At 61.8% G+C, this 16,814-nt stretch carries 11 protein-coding genes; 9 read left to right on the top strand and 2 right to left on the bottom strand.

Annotated features, from left to right (window positions below):
- Nucleotides 1-33: 33 nt before the first annotated feature.
- From BMZ46_RS22440 to BMZ46_RS22415, 6 genes are all read left to right on the top strand, one after another.
- Nucleotides 34-1,761 (top strand): autotransporter assembly complex protein TamA, encoded by a 1,728-nt coding sequence (locus BMZ46_RS22440; RefSeq protein ID WP_074688988.1) that lies wholly within the window; start codon nucleotides 34-36, stop codon nucleotides 1,759-1,761.
- Nucleotides 1,758-5,432 (top strand): translocation/assembly module TamB domain-containing protein, encoded by a 3,675-nt coding sequence (locus tag BMZ46_RS22435; RefSeq protein ID WP_074688986.1) that lies wholly within the window; start codon nucleotides 1,758-1,760, stop codon nucleotides 5,430-5,432. The genes BMZ46_RS22440 and BMZ46_RS22435 overlap by 4 nt, the downstream gene beginning before the upstream one ends.
- Nucleotides 5,433-5,695: 263 nt before the next feature.
- Complete coding sequence (locus tag BMZ46_RS22430; RefSeq protein WP_011334990.1) at nucleotides 5,696-6,178, top strand: MarR family winged helix-turn-helix transcriptional regulator; 483 nt, start codon at nucleotides 5,696-5,698, stop codon at nucleotides 6,176-6,178.
- Nucleotides 6,168-7,637, top strand: coding sequence for an efflux transporter outer membrane subunit (locus BMZ46_RS22425; protein WP_074688984.1), 1,470 nt, complete (start codon nucleotides 6,168-6,170; stop codon nucleotides 7,635-7,637). The genes BMZ46_RS22430 and BMZ46_RS22425 overlap by 11 nt, the downstream gene beginning before the upstream one ends.
- Nucleotides 7,638-7,652: 15 nt before the next feature.
- Nucleotides 7,653-8,855 (top strand): HlyD/EmrA/EmrK family protein, encoded by a 1,203-nt coding sequence (locus BMZ46_RS22420; RefSeq protein WP_039767481.1) that lies wholly within the window; start codon nucleotides 7,653-7,655, stop codon nucleotides 8,853-8,855.
- Nucleotides 8,856-9,036: 181 nt separating this feature from the next.
- Entirely contained in the window at nucleotides 9,037-10,566 is a 1,530-nt protein-coding gene (locus tag BMZ46_RS22415; RefSeq protein ID WP_039767480.1) for a DHA2 family efflux MFS transporter permease subunit, read from the top strand.
- Between the two features lie 140 nt (nucleotides 10,567-10,706).
- Here the strand turns inward: BMZ46_RS22415 and lpxH are convergent, their stop codons facing one another.
- Together lpxH and BMZ46_RS22405 are read right to left on the bottom strand one after the other, a co-directional pair.
- Nucleotides 10,707-11,462, bottom strand: coding sequence for a UDP-2,3-diacylglucosamine diphosphatase (lpxH, locus tag BMZ46_RS22410; protein ID WP_074688982.1), 756 nt, complete (start codon nucleotides 11,460-11,462; stop codon nucleotides 10,707-10,709).
- Nucleotides 11,459-11,965 (bottom strand): peptidylprolyl isomerase, encoded by a 507-nt coding sequence (locus BMZ46_RS22405; RefSeq protein ID WP_039767476.1) that lies wholly within the window; start codon nucleotides 11,963-11,965, stop codon nucleotides 11,459-11,461. Before BMZ46_RS22405 ends, lpxH begins: the two co-directional genes overlap by 4 nt.
- A 250-nt stretch (nucleotides 11,966-12,215) precedes the next feature.
- Here BMZ46_RS22405 and BMZ46_RS22400 point away from each other — a divergent pair, with 250 nt between their 5' ends.
- The 3 genes from BMZ46_RS22400 (at nucleotide 12,216) to BMZ46_RS22390 (ending at nucleotide 16,811) form a co-directional block, all read left to right on the top strand.
- Nucleotides 12,216-13,916, top strand: coding sequence for a glutamine--tRNA ligase/YqeY domain fusion protein (locus BMZ46_RS22400; RefSeq protein WP_074688980.1), 1,701 nt, complete (start codon nucleotides 12,216-12,218; stop codon nucleotides 13,914-13,916).
- Between the two features lie 20 nt (nucleotides 13,917-13,936).
- Nucleotides 13,937-15,319 carry a cysteine--tRNA ligase gene (gene cysS, locus BMZ46_RS22395; RefSeq protein ID WP_039767472.1) on the top strand — a complete coding sequence of 461 codons (1,383 nt, stop codon included), beginning with the start codon at nucleotides 13,937-13,939 and terminating at the stop codon, nucleotides 15,317-15,319.
- A 280-nt stretch (nucleotides 15,320-15,599) separates the two neighbouring features.
- Complete coding sequence (locus tag BMZ46_RS22390) at nucleotides 15,600-16,811, top strand: MFS transporter (RefSeq protein ID WP_074688978.1); 1,212 nt, start codon at nucleotides 15,600-15,602, stop codon at nucleotides 16,809-16,811.
- Nucleotides 16,812-16,814: the final 3 nt, after the last annotated feature.

Below are 16,814 nucleotides of genomic sequence, written 5' to 3'. Positions count from 1 at the left end.
CACGCTCCCAAGCCCGTGATAGCATCCGCGCCTATGAAGTTTCCAGGAAGATTTACCAGTGGCGTGCTCATGCTGTTAACCAGCTGCGCGGCGCTGGCGCAAAGTGAATTGGATGTGCGGATCAAACCGTCCAACGATGAACTGAAAGCCAATATAGAAGGCTATATCGGCAGTCTCGGCGATCGTGACGAAGAAGCCTTGCAGCGCTTCAGTCGCGGCGCCGAAGAACAGGCGCGCAAGGCGGCCCAGGCCTTGGGTTATTACCAGCCGCAGATCGAAAGTGACGTCAAGGGCGGTGAAAAACCGCGTCTGGTGCTGAACATCGATCCCGGCGAGCCGATTCGCCTGCGCAACGTGACCGTGCGTGTTGACGGTCCGGCGGCCTCTCTCAAATCCTTTCGAGTCCCCAAGAGTGACGTGCTCAAGCCCGGCGCGGTGCTCAACCATGGGCGTTACGAAGACGCCAAGCGCCTGATTCAGAACCAGGCCTCGCGTTATGGCTTCTTCAGTGGCCGTTTCACCAGCCAGAAATTGATGGTCGATCCACGCGCCGGGGTCGCCGATGTCGAACTGATCTACGAAAGCGGCCCGCGTTATGCGCTGGGCAAGGTCAGCTTTGAAGGCGACACGCCGTTCGACGAAGACCTGCTGCAACGCATGGTGCCGTTCAAGGCCGGCGAGCCGTATGACTCCGAGCTGATCGCCGAACTCAACCGCGACCTGCAATCGAGCGGATATTTTGAAGGCGTGCGGGTCGACGCCGCGCCGACCGCCGCGAAAAACGACGTGATCCCGGTGGACGTCAAACTCGACACCCGCAAGCCGCGCACCATGGGCCTGGGTCTCGGTTACTCCACCGACGTCGGCCCGCGCATCAAGGCCAACTGGACCCGCCACTGGGTCAACCCCCAGGGCGACAGTTATGGCTGGGAGGCCGAACTGTCGGCGCCACGGCAGAACGTCGGCCTGTTTTACGACATCCCGCTGGACCCGCCGCTGACCGACAAACTGCGCTGGGCCGGCGGTTATCAATACGAGGACATCGACGGTTCCGACACCTTGAGCAAGCTGTTGACCTTCGGCCCGGAATGGCACAGCAAATTGCCCAGCGGCTGGCAGCGGGTGATCTCGCTGAAATGGCAGCGCGAGGAATACCAGCTTGGCGACGACTCCGGTCTGAGCACCTTGCTGATGCCCGGCGTCAGCTATTCCTACCTCAAGAGTGACAACCGCATCGACCCGCACAACGGCTATCGCCTGACCTTCGAAAGCAAAGTGGCGAAAGAAGGCCTCGGCTCGGACAACAACCTGCTTTATGGCACGGCGCTGATCAAAGGCCTGACCACCGTGTTCGACAAGCACCGTTTGCTCGGTCGGGTGCAGGTCGGCGGCAGCGCCACCAACGGCTACAAATCGGTGCCGCCGTCGCTGCGCTTCTTCGCTGGTGGCGATCAGAGCGTGCGCGGTTACGACTATCAGAGCCTGTCCCCGGAGAACTCCGAGGGCGACCGTATCGGCGGGCGCTACATGATTGCCGGCAGCGTCGAGTATCAATACTCGATCGCTGAAAAATGGCGGATCGCGACCTTCGTCGATCAGGGCAACTCCTTCAACAAACTCGAACTGCCGAACCTCAAGACCGGGGTCGGTATCGGTGTGCGCTGGGTCTCACCGGTGGGGCCGATCCGTCTCGACCTGGCCCATGCGCTGGACGACGATGGCGGCATCCGGCTGCACTTTTCCATGGGGCCTGAGCTGTGAGGCGTGGTTTGAAAATATCGGCGCTGGCGCTGTTGTCGCTGGTGCTGCTGATTGTATTGAGCATCACCGCTGTCCTCGGAACGCAGGCCGGCAGCCGTTGGGTGCTGGGTCTGGTGCCGGGCCTGAGCGTCGACGATTTCCAGGGTCGTCTCGGTGGGCAATGGAGCGCCGATCATCTGCTGTGGCAGCAGGACAGCAGCCGCGTCGAGCTGAGCAAACCGATCTTCGAATGGTCGCCGCTGTGTCTGACGCGCATGACGTTGTGCATCGAACAGCTCAAGGCCGATACCGTCAGCCTGCAATTTCCGCCGAGCGAAGAAGTCACCGAAAGCGGCCCAATCAAACTTCCTGATCTGCAATTGCCCGTGGCCATCGAGCTGGGCGACGTGCAGGTCGGCAGCCTGTTGTTCAACGGCAGCGAAGAATTGAAAGGCCTGCAACTGGCGGCGCACTGGACGGCCAAAGGCATGCAGATCGACAGCGTGAAACTGCAACGCGACGAGTTGAGCCTGAACCTGTCCGGCCTGTTGCAACCGACCGGCAACTGGCCGCTGAACATCGCCGGTGATCTGACCTTGCCGTCGCCCGCTCCCGAGCCGTGGACGCTGGCGCTGAAAATCGACGGCGACCTGCTGAAAACCCTCAACCTGCACGCCGACAGCCGTGGCTACCTCAACGGCCAGTTGAGCGGCGAGCTGCAACCGCTGGCGGAAAACCTGCCGGCCAAAGTGCGGATCACCTCGGAGGCGTTCAAGCCGAGCGCCGATCTGCCGGATACCCTGCAATTCAATCAACTGGTATTGACCGGCGAAGGCGACCTGAAAAACGGTTACCAACTCATCGGCAATGCAACGCTGCCTGCCGAAAAAGGCCCGGTGGCGTTGCTGCTCAAAGGCAAGGTCGACGCCAAGGGTGCGCAGATTGCCGGCCTCGATCTGACGGCCAACGACAAGCAAAGCCTCAAGCTCACCGGCAACGTCGACTGGAGCAAAGGCCTCAGCGCCCAGGCGAACATCAACTGGCTGGATTTTCCTTGGCACCGGCTCTATCCGGAAATCGACGAGCCGCAGGTCGCGTTGCGTACCTTCACCGGCGAAGTCTCCTACACCGACGGTCAGTACCTCGGTAACTTCGCCGCCGCTGCAGATGGTCCGGCGGGGGCGTTCAGCCTGAGCAGTCCGTTCAGTGGCAATCTCAAGCAGATCTTCCTGCCGCAACTGAAACTCGAAGCCGGGCAGGGCAAGGCCGAAGGCCATGTGAACGTGCAGTTCGCCGATGGCATTGCCTGGGACACCGCGCTGGAACTGTCGGCGCTCAACCCGGCGTATTGGGTTGCGGAGCTGCCGGGCACCCTGGCCGGCCCGTTGAAGAGCAAAGGCGAAATGAAGAACGAGCGCCTGAGCCTGAATGCCGACCTCGATCTGAAAGGCAAACTGCGCGGCCAACCGGCGATCCTGCAAGCCAAGGCCGACGGCGCGGGCGAGCAGTGGAATCTGAATGCCCTGCAAATTCGCCTCGGCGACAACAGCATCAACGGCAAGGGCAGCCTGCAACAGAAGCTCACCGGGCAGATCGACATCAAACTGGCGCGTCTGGCCCAGCTCTGGCCGCAGCTGCGCGGGCAGATCAACGGTCGGGTCGATGTTGCCGGTACGCTCAAGGCACCGCAGGGCAAGCTCGGTCTGCAAGGTTCGCAACTGGCGTTCCAGGACAATCGCCTGCAAAGCCTTAACCTCGATGCCACCCTCGACAGCGCGCAACGGGCGAAAATCGACCTCAAGGGCAGCGGGATTCAGGCCGGCGACACGTCGCTGGGCACCCTGACCGCCAGCGCTCAGGGCGATATCAAAAGCCAGAAACTCAACCTCGACCTGCTCGGGCCGAAGCTGAAACTGGCGCTGGGCCTGGACGGCAATCTGGACAAGGGCAACTGGCGCGGGCGTCTGGCCAGCGGTGACATTCAGGCCGGCGGTCAGGACTGGAAACTGCAAAACCCGGCGAAACTCGAGCGTCTGGCCGACGGCAAGATCAACTTTGGCACCCATTGTTGGATGTCCGGCAATGCCAGCCTGTGCGGTGAAGATCAGCGCCTGATGCCGGAGCCGAAGCTGCGTTATCACCTCAAGCAATTCCCGATCGATAGCCTGGCGCAATGGCTGCCGAAGGATTTCGCCTGGCAGGGCAAGCTCAACGCCGACCTGCAACTGGACCTGCCGGCCAGCGGCCCGAATGGCCAGATCAGCGTCGATGCCAGCGGCGGCACCTTGCGCATGCGCGAGAAGGATCAGTGGGTCGACTTCCCGTACCAGACCCTCAAGCTCACCAGCAAACTCACGCCCAAGCGCATCGACACTGATCTCAACTTCGTCGGCGGCAAGCTCGGTGAACTGATGGTGCAGGCGCAGCTCAATCCGCTGCCGAAGAACAAACCGCTCAGCGGTACATTCCGCCTCAGCGGGCTTGATCTGTCGGTGGCGCGGCCGTTTGTGCCGATGGTCGAAAAACTCACCGGGCGCCTGAACGGCAGCGGCACGATTTCCGGTGGCCTGCTCGCGCCGCTGGTCAACGGCACCGTGCAGCTCAGCGACGGCGAAGTGTCCGGGCCGGAGTTGCCGATCGAGCTGCAAGCGTTGCAACTGCAAGCGGTGATCGCCGGTGAGGCTGTGCAATTGAACGGCGGCTGGAAAAGCGGCAAGAGCGGGCAGGGCAGTCTGAACGGCAACATCGCCTGGGGTCAGGCGCTGGTGGTGGATCTGGCGCTCAAGGGCACGCAATTGCCGGTCACGGTCGAGCCCTACGCGAAACTGGAGGTAGCGCCGGACCTGAAGATTTCCATGGCCGGCGATGAGCTGGCGATTGCCGGCAAGGTGCTGGTACCGAAAGGCGAAATCACTGTGCGGGAACTGCCGCCATCGACGGTGAAAGTCTCCGATGACACGATCATCGTCGGCGCGCAGACCGAAGAGGGCAAGCCGCCGCTGGCGATGAAAATGGACATCGATGTGGTGGTCGGCCAGGACAAATTGAGCTTCGCCGGATTCGGCCTGACCGCGAACCTGCAAGGCCAGGTGCACATCGGCGACAACATGGATACTCGCGGCGAACTGTGGCTCAACGACGGACGCTACCGCGCCTACGGCCAGCGCCTCACGGTACGTCGCGCGCGTCTGCTGTTCGCCGGGCCGCTGGATCAGCCGTATCTGGACATCGAAGCGATTCGCCAGACCGATGACGTGATCGCAGGCATCCGCCTGAGCGGCAGCGCCGAGCAGCCGACGACACAGATCTTCTCGGAACCGGCCATGAGCCAGGAACAGGCGCTGTCTTATCTGGTGCTGGGACGTCCGCTGAGCACCACCGGCGAGGACAACAACATGCTCGCGCAGGCCGCGCTCGGCCTGGGCCTGATGGGCAGTTCCGGGGTCACCAGCAGTCTGGCCAGCGACCTGGGCATTCAGGACTTCCAGCTCGACACCCAGGGCAGCGGCAACACCACCAGCGTGGTGGCCAGCGGCAACATCTCGGAAAAACTCAGCCTGCGCTATGGCGTCGGCGTGTTCGAGCCGGCCAACACCATCGCCTTGCGTTACAAACTGAGCAAAAAGGTTTACCTCGAAGCCGCCAGCGGCGTGGCCAGTTCGCTGGACATCTTCTACAAGCGGGATTTCTAGCCCGCTTTCCCTCTCCTCCTGATCGTTCCCACGCTCCGCGTGGGAATGCAGCCCGGGACGCTCCGCGTCCCATTCAACGGCGGATGCAGAGCGTCCCTTTATGCATTCCCACGCAGACGGTTCGACGCCTCGACGTGGGAACGATCTTGCGCGGTCAGTTATCGGCTAATTACAAAGCAACCTAACTATTACGTTGACATTCGCTGCCTAGGCAGTAACATCTCGACATACATTCACTGCCTAGGCAGTTATTAGGTGAGCACATGAAGCATTTCACCCCAGACGAATTCCAGCATTGCCATCTCGGCCTGTTGCTCGGCCGTGCCGCTTTACTCAAGGACAAGATCATCGACACCCACATGGAACCCCACGGCATCACCGCCGCGCAGTTCAAGGTGTTGATCATCATGGCCCAGTTCGGCGTCGACACCCCGGCCGAGCTGTGCCGGCACCTGTCGCTGGACAGCGGTTCGATGACGCGGATGCTTGATCGTCTGGAGCAGAAAGGTTTTCTGGTTCGCCAACGCAGCGAAGGCGATCGCCGTCAGGTGCAACTCAAACTCACCGAGCAGGGCCAGCAACTGGCCGATCGCCTGCCGCACATCGGCGCCGACGCCATGAATGAACTGGCCGGCGCCGTGACCCCAGACGAGTTGAAAACCCTGGAATACATCCTCAAGAAAATTTTGCTGGCAGCCGGTGACCCCATCACCATCCAGCGGTTAGGTGAACACAATGAGCGGTAAAACCTTGCGCAGCAGCCTGACACTGGTGCTGTCGGCGATGATCCTCGCCGGTTGCGCCAACTACAGTGGCCTCGATACCCAGGGCGCGAGTCTCGATGCGAAAACCCTGAAAGCCGGGCAATCGCTCAACGGCGTGACCCTGTCCCAGGCCGCCTGGCCGAAGAGCGACTGGTGGACCAGCCTTGGCGATCCGCAGCTCGATGGCCTGATCCGCGAAGCCCTGAAAGACAGCCCGGACATGCAGATCGCCGACGCGCGCGCCCATCAGGCCAGCGCCGCCGCGTATGCCGCCGATGCCGAGCGCTATCCGACCCTCGACGCCAGCGCCGGCATCAGCCGTTCGCGTCTGGCCAAGGATCAGGACCCGCGAGGGCAGGGCGATGCCTACGCCACCGTGCGCAACATCAGCGCCGGTTTCAATTACAACTTCGACCTCTGGGGCGGTCAGCGTGACGCCTGGGAAGCCGCACTCGGTCAGGCCCGTGCCGCCGAAGTTGACCGTCAGGCCGCGCAACTGACCCTCGCCGCCGACGTGGCTCGGGCCTACAGCGATCTGGGTCAGGCGCACATCGTCTATGACCTGGCCAACGAAGATTTGAAGCGCACCAAACAGATGCTCGACCTGAGCCAGCGTCGTTTGAGCTCGGGGATCGACAGCCAGTACCAGTACCAGCAGACCCAAAGTCTGGAAGCCAGCTCCGAAGCCAGCCTGATCGACGCCGAAAAACGCCTGAACAGCGCAAAAATCGCCCTGGCCGTGCTGCTCGGCAAAGGCCCGGATCGCGGCAACGAAATCGCTCGGCCGAAAGTCCTGCAAGCCAGCGCTGTCGCACTGCCATCGATGCTGCCGGCCGAACTGCTGGGCCGTCGCCCGGATCTGGTCGCGGCGCGCTGGCGTGTCGAGGCGGCAAGCAAGGACATCGATTCGGCCAAGACCCGCTTCTACCCCAACCTGAACCTGTCGGCTTCGGCCGGTGCCGAATCCTTGTTGGGGGACGCGATGTTCGGTTCCGCCAGTCGCTTCTTCAACATTGCCCCGACGATTTCGGTGCCGATCTTCGATGGCGGACGTCTGCGCGCCAACCTCGATGCCCGCGACGCCGATTACGACCTCGCCGTGGCGCAGTACAACAAAAGCCTGGTGAAAGCCCTGGGCGATGTCAGCGACACGATCAACCAGTTGCGTGACATCGGCCGGCAGATCGGCGCCCAGCAGCACGCGACCGAGATTGCCCAGGATTCTTACAACACCGTCGTCCAGCGTTACGGTTCCGGCATCGGCAACTACCTGGACGTGCTCAGCATCGAGCAGCAATTGCTGCAGGCCCAGCGTCAGCTGGCCAACCTGAATGCCGAGCAGATCGACCTGTCGATTCAACTGATGCAAGCGCTGGGCGGCGGCTTCCAGGGGCAAACCCTGACCGCAGCCAACGCCACCCCAGCCACGCCGCACAACTAATTCAAGGTACTTGTCATGGCCACTGCCGAAAACACACAAGCTCAAGACAACGCCCAGGACACTGGCAATCCGCGCAAACGCAAGGTGATGCTGCTGGTGCTGGCCGTTGTGGTTGCCCTCGCCGGTGCCGGTGTCTGGGCGTATCACGAATTCATCGGGCGCTGGAGCGAAAGCACCGACGACGCCTACGTCAACGGCAACGTGGTGGAAATCACCCCGCTGGTGACCGGCACCGTGGTCAGCATCGGTGCCGACGATGGCGATCTGGTGCATGAAGGCCAGGTGCTGATCAACTTCGACCCGAACGACGCCGAAGTCGGTCTGCAAAGTGCCAAGGCCAATCTGGCCCGCACCGTGCGTCAGGTGCGCGGTCTGTACAGCAACGTCGACGGCATGAAGGCCCAGGTCAATGCGCAACAGGCCGAAGTGCAAAAAGCCCAGGACAACTTCAACCGTCGTAAGAACCTCGCGGCCGGCGGGGCGATTTCCCAGGAAGAACTGTCCCACGCCCGCGATGACCTGACCTCGGCACAAAACGCCCTGGCCAACGCCAGGCAGCAGTTGAAAACCACCAGCGCGCTGGTCGATGACACCGTGGTCTCCTCGCACCCGGACGTGATGGCCGCCGCCGCGCAACTGCGCCAAGCCTACCTGACCAACGCTCGCAGCACTTTGATCGCGCCGGTTACCGGTTATGTCGCCAAACGCACCGTGCAACTCGGTCAGCGTGTGCAGCCGGGCACTGCGCTGATGGCGGTGATTCCACTGGATCAGCTGTGGATCGACGCCAACTTCAAGGAAACTCAGCTGCGTGACATGCGCATCGGCCAACCGGTGGAGATCGAGTCGGACATCTACGGCAGCGACGTCAAGTTCAGCGGCACCATCGACAGCCTCGGCGCGGGCACCGGCAGCGCGTTCGCCCTGCTGCCGGCGCAGAACGCCACCGGTAACTGGATCAAGATCGTGCAGCGTGTGCCGGTACGGATTCACGTTAACGCCGAAGAGCTGGCCAAGCACCCGCTGCGCGTCGGTCTGTCGACCAATGTCGAGGTCAACTTGCACGACCAGAGCGGTCCGGTACTGGCCCAGCAGCCGCCGCAAAAGGCCTCGTTCAGCACCAACGTCTACGACCGCCAACTGGCCGAAGCCGACGCGATGATCACCCAGTTGATCCACGACAACAGCGCCGCGGTCAGCAAGACTGCGCAACGCTGATTCCATCCTGTGGGAGCGAGCTTGCTCCGGGCGGCGTTCCGACGATGGCGATTTTCAATTCAACAGTTTTGTTGGCTGAACCGCCGTCTTCGTCGGAACGCCGCCCGGAGCAGGCTCGCTCCCACAAGGGCGGCTGCGTCATTAACGGACGCAGCGTCAATCAGGTTCCAAAGGATTCGCGATGAGCAATAACGCCTCTTTTACGCCACCCAGCCTGTTGCTCAGCACCATCGGCCTGTCGCTGGCGACCTTCATGCAGGTGCTCGACACCACCATCGCCAACGTGGCGTTGCCGACCATTTCCGGCAACCTCGGCGTGAGTTCGGAGCAGGGCACCTGGGTCATCACCTCGTTCGCCGTGAGCAACGCCATTGCGCTGCCGCTCACCGGCTGGCTGAGCCGTCGCTTCGGCGAGGTGAAGCTGTTTCTGTGGGCGACCATCCTGTTTGTGCTGGCTTCGTTCCTCTGCGGAATTTCCACATCGATGCCGGAACTGATCGGCTTCCGCGTGCTGCAAGGCCTGGTGGCCGGGCCGTTGTACCCGATGACCCAGACACTGCTGATTGCGGTGTATCCGCCGGCGAGGCGAGGCATGGCCCTGGCGTTGCTGGCGATGGTTACGGTGGTGGCGCCGATTGCCGGGCCGATCCTCGGAGGCTGGATCACCGACAGTTACAGCTGGCCGTGGATTTTCTTCATCAACGTGCCGATCGGGATCTTCGCGGTGATGGTGGTGCGCCAGCAGCTGGCCAAACGCCCGGTGGTCACCAGCCATCAGCCGATGGATTACGTCGGGCTGATCACGCTGATCATCGGCGTGGGCGCGTTGCAGGTGATCCTCGACAAAGGCAATGATCTGGACTGGTTCGAGTCGAACTTCATCATCATCGGCGCGGCGATTTCGGTGATCGCGCTGGCGGTGTTCGTGATCTGGGAAATGACCGACCAGCATCCGGTGGTCAACCTGCGGCTATTTGCCTATCGCAACTTCCGCATCGGCACGCTGGTGCTGGTGCTGGGTTACGCCGGGTTCTTCGGCATCAACCTGATCCTGCCGCAGTGGTTGCAGACCCAGATGGGCTACACCGCGACCTGGGCCGGGCTGGCGGTGGCGCCGATCGGCATTCTGCCGGTGCTGCTGTCGCCGTTTGTCGGCAAGTACGCGCACAAGTTCGACCTGCGCCTGCTGGCCGGGCTGGCGTTCCTGGCGATCGGCCTGAGCTGCTTCATGCGTGCTGAATTCACCAACGAGGTGGACTTCCAGCACATCGCTCTGGTGCAGTTGTTCATGGGGATTGGCGTGGCGCTGTTTTTCATGCCGACCCTGAGCATTCTGATGTCGGACTTGCCGCCGAGCCAGATTGCCGATGGTGCGGGTCTGGCGACGTTCCTGCGGACATTGGGCGGCAGTTTTGCGGCGTCGTTGACTACGTGGATCTGGATTCGCCGGGCGGATCAGCATCATGCCTATATGAGCGAGAGCATCAGCACCTTCGAGCCAGCGACTCGCGAGACCTTGCATTCGCTGGGTGGCGCGAGCCAATCGGCCTATGCGCAGATGGATCAGATCCTCACCAGTCAGGCGTACATGCTCTCCACCGTGGATTACTTCACGCTGTTGGGATGGGGGTTTATGGGGTTGATATTGATTGTTTGGCTGGCCAAGCCGCCGTTTGCTGCCAAGGCAGGCCCGGCGGCCAGCGGTCACTAAGTCCGGGATCCCGCAAGATCGTTCTCACGTCGAGGCGTCGAACCGTCTGCGTGGGAATGCAGCCCGGGACGCTCCGCGTCCCATGCCGAAGCGGACGCGGAGCGTCCATTGAGGCATTCCCACGCAGAGCGTGGGAACGATCAGACGGTGGTGGGGGCGGGCAGTGCTGGCGGCGGTGCGAAGTCGAACGGCGCCAACGCAAACCCGTTATCATCCACCTGCAACGCCCAACCCTGACGATCCCAATCCCCCAGCACAATTCGCTTCGCCGCCTGATCGCCGATCTGCAACTTGTGGATCGCCGGGCGATGGGTGTGCCCGTGAACCAGGGTTTTCACCCCGTATTCCTGCATGATCCGCGGAATTTCCTCCGGCGTGACATCGACGATGTCATTGGCCTTCATCCGCGTCTGCGCCCGGCTTTCGCTGCGCAGCTTGCGCGCCAGTCTTTGCCGGGTGCGCAAGGGTAGGTTGCGCAGGATGAACAGGCTCAGCGGGTTGCGCAGGTAGCGGCGCAGCTTCATGTAGGCTTCGTCGCGGGTGCACAGGCTGTCGCCGTGCATCAGCAATACGGGCTCGCCGTAAAACTGCACGACACTCGGGTCCTTCAACAGCGTGCAGCCGGCCTCTTTGCAGAAGGCCTTGCCGAGCATGAAGTCGCGATTGCCGTGCATCAGAAATATCGCCGTGCCGCTATCGCTGAGTTCGCGCAGGGCCTGGCAGATGGAACGCTGGAAGGGCGTCATGGCGTCGTCGCCAATCCACGCTTCGAAGAAGTCGCCCAGAATGTACAACGCACTCGCCGAGCGGGCGCGTCCGGCGAGCAAATCCAGAAACGCCCGGGTAATGTCCGGGCGCTCCTCCTCCAGATGCAAGTCTGAAATCAGCAATATCACGCTTCGATGATCTCGGCTTTCTCGATGATCACGTCGTCTGCGGGTACGTCCTGGTGGCCTGCCTTGGACGTGGTGGAAACGCCTTCGATCTTGTCGACAACGTCGGTGCCCGAAACCACTTTACCGAACACGGCATAACCCCAGCCCTGAGCGGTCTTGGCGGTGTGGTTCAGGAAGCTGTTGTCGGAGGCGTTGATGAAGAACTGCGCCGAAGCCGAATGCGGGTCCATGGTACGGGCCATGGCGATGGTGTACTTGTCGTTCTTCAGACCATTGTCGGCTTCGTTCTGGATGCTCGGGCTCTTGTCTTTCTTTTCTTTCATGCCTGGCTCGAAACCGCCGCCCTGGATCATGAAGCCTTTGATGACGCGGTGGAACACGACGTTCTCGTAGTGACCTTTCTTGACGTATTCGATGAAGTTGGCGGTGGTGAGAGGCGCCTTTTCAGCGTTCAGTTCGATGACGATGTCACCGAAGTTGGTGGTCAATTTAACTTGAGTCATGATCGATGCTCTTTATAAGGAATTCGTGGGTATTGGGACATTTGGGCCCCGTACCGGTTCAGCCCGTGAGGGCCAAGGTGCGCAGTTTAGCGTGACAGGCGCGAATTTCGAGGCTGTTTTTCAAAACCCGGCGATTAAATGCATTCCTTTTAAGCCCTGCTCTGTCAGGGGCTTGACAGCATCGGCTATGATAGCCGCTTTGTTTTGTCAGGCCCGTGTCCCGGCCGCGCACTGTACGTTCAAGGATCCTATGAGCAAGCCCACTGTCGACCCTACCTCGAATTCCAAGACCGGCCCCGTTACGCCGGTCAATTTCCTGCGCCCGATCATCCAGGCGGACCTGGACTCGGGTAAGCACACGCAGATCGTCACCCGTTTCCCGCCTGAGCCCAACGGCTACCTGCACATCGGCCACGCCAAGTCGATCTGTGTGAACTTCGGCCTGGCCCAGGAGTTCGGCGGCGTCACTCACCTGCGTTTCGACGACACCAACCCGGCCAAGGAAGACCAGGAATACATCGACGCGATCGAAAGCGACGTCAAATGGCTGGGCTTCGAATGGTCCGGCGAAGTGCGCTACGCCTCGCAATATTTCGACCAGTTGCACGACTGGGCCGTCGAGCTGATCAAGGCCGGCAAGGCCTACGTCGACGACCTGACGCCCGAGCAAGCCAGGGAATACCGCGGCAGCCTGACCGAGCCGGGCAAGAACAGCCCGTTCCGCGACCGTTCGGTGGAAGAGAACCTGGACTGGTTCGCCCGGATGCGCGCCGGTGAGTTCCCGGACGGTGCCCGCGTGCTGCGCGCCAAGATCGACATGGCCTCGCCGAACATGAACCTGCGCGACCCGATCATGTACCGCATCCGCCACGCCCATCACCACCAGACCGGTGACAAGTGGTGCATCTACCCGAACTACGACTTCACCCACGGTCAGTCGGACGCCATCGAAGGCATCACCCACTCGATCTGCACCCTGGAGTTCGAAAGCCATCGTCCGCTGTACGAGTGGTTCCTCGACGCACTGCCAGTGCCGGCGCACCCGCGTCAGTACGAGTTCAGCCGTCTGAACCTCAACTACACCATCACCAGCAAGCGCAAGCTCAAGCAACTGGTTGACGAGAAACACGTCAACGGCTGGGACGATCCGCGCATGTCCACGCTGTCGGGCTTCCGCCGCCGTGGCTACACCCCGGCATCGATCCGCAACTTCTGCGAGATGATCGGCACCAACCGTTCCGACGGCGTGGTCGACTTCGGCATGCTCGAGTTCAGCATCCGTCAGGACCTGGACGCGAACGCCCCGCGCGCCATGTGCGTGCTGCGTCCGTTGAAAGTCGTGATCACCAACTACCCGGAAGGCCAGATCGAGAACCTCGAACTGCCGCGTCATCCGCAGAAAGAAGAACTCGGCGTGCGCCAGCTGCCGTTCGCCCGTGAAATCTACATCGACCGCGATGACTTCATGGAAGAGCCGCCAAAAGGCTACAAGCGCCTGGAGCCGAACGGCGAAGTGCGTCTGCGCGGCAGCTACGTTATCCGCGCCGACGAAGCGATCAAGGACGCCGACGGCAACATCGTCGAGCTGCGTTGCTCCTACGATCCGGACACCCTGGGCAAGAACCCTGAAGGCCGCAAGGTCAAGGGCGTGATCCACTGGGTGCCGGCCGCTGCCAGCATCGAGTGCGAAGTGCGTCTGTACGATCGCCTGTTCCGTTCTCCGAACCCGGAGAAAGCCGAAGACAGCGCGAGTTTCCTGGACAACATCAACCCTGACTCACTGCAAGTGCTGACCGGTTGTCGTGCTGAACCCTCGCTGGGCAACGCACAGCCGGAAGACCGTTTCCAGTTCGAGCGCGAAGGTTACTTCGTCGCGGATATCAAGGACTCGAAACCAGGCCAGCCGGTATTCAACCGTACCGTGACCCTGCGCGATTCGTGGGGCCAGTGATCAAGTCTTAAGGAAACACCGTGCTTACGATCTACAACACGCTCACCAAGAGCAAAGAAGTATTCAAGCCGCTGGATGGCAACAAGGTGCGCATGTACGTCTGCGGGATGACCGTGTACGACTACTGCCACCTGGGCCACGGCCGCAGCATGGTCGCGTTCGACCTGGTGACCCGCTGGTTGCGGTTCAGCGGTTATGACCTGACCTACGTGCGCAACATCACCGACATCGACGACAAGATCATCAACCGGGCCAACGAGAACGGCGAGTCGTTCGAAGCGTTGACCGAGCGCATGATCGCGGCGATGCACGAAGACGAAGCGCGCCTGAACATCCAGAAGCCGGACATGGAGCCGCGCGCCACGGATCACATCCCTGGCATGCACGCGATGATCCAGACCCTGATCGACAAGGGTTACGCCTACGCCCCGGGCAATGGCGACGTGTACTACCGCGTCGGCAAGTTCATGGGCTACGGCAAGCTGTCGCGCAAGAAGATCGAAGACCTGCGCATCGGTGCGCGGATCGAGGTCGACGAAGCCAAGGAAGATCCGCTGGACTTCGTGCTGTGGAAAGGCGTCAAGCCGGGCGAGCCGAGCTGGGAATCGCCGTGGGGCGCCGGGCGTCCGGGCTGGCACATCGAGTGCTCGGTGATGTCCACCTGCTGCCTCGGTGAGACTTTCGACATTCATGGCGGCGGCAGCGATCTCGAGTTCCCGCACCATGAAAACGAAATCGCCCAGAGCGAAGCGGCCACCGGCAAGACCTACGCCAACGCGTGGATGCATTGCGGCATGATCCGTATCAATGGCGAGAAGATGTCCAAGTCCTTGAACAACTTCTTCACCATTCGCGACGTGCTCGACAAGTACCACCCGGAAGTCGTGCGTTACCTGCTGGTGTCGAGCCACTACCGCAGCGCGATCAACTACTCGGAAGACAACCTCAAGGACGCCAAGGGTGCACTGGAGCGCTTCTACCATGCGTTGAAAGGCCTGCCGAACGTGGCGCCGGCTGGCGGCGAAGCGTTCGTCGAGCGCTTCACCACGGTGATGAACGACGACTTCGGCACGCCGGAAGCCTGCGCGGTACTGTTCGAGATGGTCCGTGAGATCAACCGTCTGCGTGAGAGCGATCTCGATGCAGCGGCCGGTCTGGCGGCGCGTCTGAAAGAACTGGCCAGCGTGCTGGGTGTGTTGCAGCTCGAAGCCGATGACTTCCTGCAGGCCGGCGCCGAAGGGCGTGTCGATGCCGCCGAAGTCGAGGCGCTGATCGCTGCGCGTCTGGCGGCACGTGCCGGCAAGGACTGGGCCGAATCCGACCGCATCCGCGACCAGCTCACCGCCATGGGCGTGGTGCTGGAAGACGGCAAGGGCGGCACGACCTGGCGTCTGGCTGACTGATCGCTGCGCTTGCTACAAACAAAACCCGCCTTGTGCGGGTTTTTGTTTTTCTGTCCGCATTGATCGTTCCCACGCTCCGCGTGGGAATGCAGCCCGGGACGCTCCGCGTCCCATGCCGAAGCGGACGCGGAGCGTCCAATGAGGCGTTCCCACGCAGACGGTTCGACGCCTCGACGTGGGAACGATCCAGACAATGTGTGATTGCTTTTGGCATTCGCATAGGTCTTGATAGCGCACGCGGCAGGATGCTCATCAGCGGCGAATCCGGAAGGGAGGAATCATGGCTAATCACTATCGCGAGTTGGTATCTACACCCGGCGCGACCGGGCTGATCCTCGCGAGCTCTATTGCCCGACTGCCCCAGGCAATGATCGGCATCGGCATCATCACCATGCTGGTGCAGCAGACCGGCGTTTACTGGCTGGCCGGCGCAGTCGCCGGTACGTTTACCCTGGCCAATGCGCTGCTCGGCCCGCGCATCTCGAAACAGGTTGATCGGCGAGGCCAGAGTCGCGTGCTGCCCGTCGTCACGGCGTTCAGCATCGTCATGTTGCTGGCGCTGATTGTTGCCGTGCACCTGAGGGCGCCGGCCGCGCTGTTTTTTGTGCTGGCGGCACTGGCGGGGACGATGCCGAGCATGCCGTCCATGATCCGCGCACGCTGGACGCAGCTGTTTCGTGGCAAGCCACAACTGCACACCGCGTTCTCGCTGGACACGGTCCTCACCGAACTGGCTTATATCATCGGCCCGCCACTGGCGATCGGTTTGAGCGTGAGTTTCTTCGCGGAAGCCGGGCCGCTGGTGGCGGTGGGGCTGCTGGCCGTCGGCGTGACGGCGTTTCTCATGCAGCGTCAGACCGAACCGAAAGTCGTGGCGGGTAACCGGAAAAACAGCGGTTCGACCCTGCTGATTCCCGGCGTTCGCACCATTGTCCTCGCGCTGCTGGCGATGGGCGCCATTGGCGGATCGATCGATGTCGCCGTTGTAGCGTTCGCCAATGCCCAGGGCTGGCCAGCCTCCGCTACCTTCATTCTTGCCGCCTATGCGTTCGGCTCGCTGGTGGCGGGCCTGACCTTCGGCGCGTTGCGGGTTTCGCTGGCGATTGAAAAACAGTTCTTTATCGGGATCCTGGTCACGGCAGTCACCGGCGTATTGCCGATTTTCTCACCGGACGTTTATGTCCTTACCGCGATGCTGTTTATCGCCGGCATCTCGTTCGCGCCGACCATGGTTGTGGTCATGAAGCTGGGAACAATCATCATCCCAGCAGCGAGGATGACCGAAGGCCTGACGTGGATGACCACCGGAATCAGCATCGGCGTGGCGCTCGGCGGCATGCTGGCGGGGCTGGTGATTGATGCTTTTGGTGCACGGGCAGGGTTCGCGGTCGCGATTGCTGCAGGTCTGATGATGATGGTCGTGGTGCTGATGGGCCTGCGGACGTTGGCGGCCGCATCGGCTGCGCCTGTTGAACCAGCAATTTCGGCCTGACCC

Origin of the sequence: Pseudomonas sp. NFIX49 (genome assembly GCF_900115915.1) — a bacterium.
In the GTDB taxonomy this organism is placed as follows: domain Bacteria; phylum Pseudomonadota; class Gammaproteobacteria; order Pseudomonadales; family Pseudomonadaceae; genus Aquipseudomonas; species Aquipseudomonas pharyngis.
The sequence above is the reverse complement of the archived record's forward strand: the minus strand, read 5'-3'. Positions and strand labels throughout refer to the sequence as shown.